The sequence below is a fragment of the Devosia faecipullorum genome (genome assembly GCF_015158295.1).
Taxonomy (GTDB): domain Bacteria; phylum Pseudomonadota; class Alphaproteobacteria; order Rhizobiales; family Devosiaceae; genus Devosia; species Devosia faecipullorum.
The window spans coordinates 1-2294 of the sequence record NZ_JACDXV010000018.1 but is presented as its reverse complement, the minus strand read 5'-3'; the positions used below and the strand labels follow the sequence as shown (position 1 = coordinate 2294).

1 protein-coding gene, 1 pseudogene and 1 other annotated feature are annotated in these 2294 nt (G+C 59.8%); the gene and the pseudogene both read left to right on the top strand.

Annotated features, from left to right (window positions below; genetic code table 11):
* Positions 1-192: 192 nt before the first annotated feature.
* Positions 193-564, top strand: coding sequence for a hypothetical protein (locus H0482_RS16405; RefSeq protein WP_193731109.1), 372 nt, complete (start codon positions 193-195; stop codon positions 562-564).
* Positions 565-1074: 510 nt separating this feature from the next.
* Positions 1075-2168 (top strand): annotated as a pseudogene (locus H0482_RS16400) (IS3 family transposase); the annotation flags it as partial.
* Positions 1356-1472 (top strand) — a sequence feature (AL1L pseudoknot). (Overlaps the previous pseudogene by 117 nt.)
* Positions 2169-2294: the final 126 nt, after the last annotated feature.

Sequence of the window (2294 nt, the reverse complement as noted above, 5' to 3'; positions counted from 1 at the left end):
TGCTCGGCAGGCTTTTTGGTGCTCGGGGATTTAGCAGTCATCTTGGTTCCTTCGTCAGACGACGAGACCAAAACACTCCTTAAAGCTCAACCCTCAATCTGTGCCATGGGCGCTGACGGGGAACAGTGAAACATAGCTTTCCGGCGCCAGCTGCCTATTTATGGGGGATCATCCCCCACAGGAGGAAAACCGATGCTCGAGAAGTTCCAGGCAGAAGCGCAGTATGGCGATTGGTCCGGTGATGCCGCGGCCGACAACACGATAGAAGATAGCATCCAGTCGCTGCTCGAGGCCCGTGGCCAGAAGGGAGAGGGCGAATTTCTCGTCGGCTTGGACCTTTATGTGGACGACAATGGCTATTCTGCCGTCTCGGCCTACCTGGTGGCGGCAAACAACGCCGAAGAAGCTCAGGCTTTCCTGGCAAACGCCGACGCGCCCGAGGTCAAGAAAGTCACCATCGACCTGACGCCCGCTGATTTCGTCACGCTGTTTAAGCGCTTCAATGTCACCCTGTCCTGGCGGGGAACGGACCTGATCGGCCGGGACCTGGAAACCGGCGAATAGCCGCTATAGCGACCGACGCCCAACGGTGCCCCCATGGAAATAAGGATCCATGTGGGCCAACCGATACGCATTTGATACTCCCATGTCGTGGATCCCGCTCCGGGTTTGCTCGACATGCACCAGACCGGCTGCGGCCAGCAGGCTGATTGCACTACGCAGCTTGGCCCGGTCGATGCCCGAGTATTCAATCACCTTGTCATAGCTGAGGTTCGCCTGGTTGGTGTCGCGGCCGCGCCGCGCCACCAACCAGGAAGTAGAGCTTCAAGGCATTCAGCTCGACTGACTTTCGCAGCGAGAAATCCGCAAAGGCCGCGATGCCACCGTTGCGATACAATCCTCGCGTCGGCAGCTTGCCCCATACCACGCGGCCATAGTCGACCAACTGGAAAGTGCTGCAGCCGACCGGCTCCCGATCAATGATGTTGCGGTCCTCGAGGATATCGAGGCCGTTCGACGCTGAACCGCGCCGGGTTTGCCGGAGGCTCTAACTCCCAAGTAGGATAGAGCCTGATGAGCAAGACAACGAACAAGTTTTTCCCCGAGGTGCGGACCCGGGAGTTGCGGATAATGCTGGAACATGGCGGGGAGTATCCGTCGCGCTGGGCGGCCGTGGTTTCGGTTTCCCAGAAGATCGGCTGTTCGGCCCACACCCTGAGCAATTGGGTGAAGAAGGCCGAGGTCGATGGTGGTCGGCGTGCTGGCGTGCCCAGCGAGGTATCCGAGAAGCTCAAGGCGTTGGAGCGGGAGAACCGGGAGCTGCGGCAGGCTAACGAGATCCTACGCAAAGCCTCCGCATATTTCGCCCAGGCGGAGCTCGACCGCCCACTGAAGCGATGATCGCCTTTATCGATGAACATCGTGGGCACTATGGGGTCGAGCCGATCTGCAGGGTCCTGCCAGTCGCCCCATCCACCTATCATGAGCATGTTGCCCAACGCCGTGATCCCTCGCTTCTGTCGGCTCGTGCCCAACGCGATGAAGCCCTCAAGCCTGAGGTCATGCGGGTGTTTGCCGAGAACTTCTCGGTCTATGGGGTCCGCAAGGTTTGGCGGCAGATGCAACGGGAAGGGTTCGATGTTGCGCGATGCACAGTGCAAAGACTGATGCGGGACCTCGGCCTGCAGGGCGTCATTCGCGGCAAACCGGTTCGCACCACGATCAGCGACAAGGATGCTCCTAGCCCACTCGACCAGGTGAACCGTCAGTTCCACGCACCGGCACCCGACCGGCTCTGGCTTTCGGATTTCACCTATGTGGCCACCTGGGCAGGCTTTGTCTACGTGGCCTTCGTCATCGATGCCTATGCCTGCCGCATCGTGGGATGGCGGGCGTCTCGGACGGCTCATACCGGGTTCGTTCTGGACGCCCTGGAGCAGGCTCTGCATGACCGGCGGCCACTGCATGGCGGCGGTCTGGTGCATCACAGCGATAGAGGCAGCCCATACGTCTCCATCAGGTACACCGAGCGGCTGGCCAAAGCTGGCATCGAACCTTCAGTGGGCAGCGTTGGTGACTCTTATGACAACGCCTTGGCCGAGACTATCAACGGTCTCTACAAAGCCGAGGTCATCCATCGACGCGGACCCTGGCGCAGCTATGAAGCGTGTTCCCCGTCAGCGCCCATGGCACAGATTGAGGGTTGAGCTTTAAGGAGTGTTTTGGTCTCGTCGTCTGACGAAGGAACCAAGATGACTGCTAAATCCCCGAGCACCAAAAAGCCTGCCGAGCAG

Bases quoted from the DNA above. Each gene is read 5' to 3' on its own strand.
- H0482_RS16405 (WP_193731109.1), top strand. From the start codon at position 193: ATGCTCGAGAAGTTCCAGGCAGAAGCGCAGTATGGCGATTGGTCCGGT.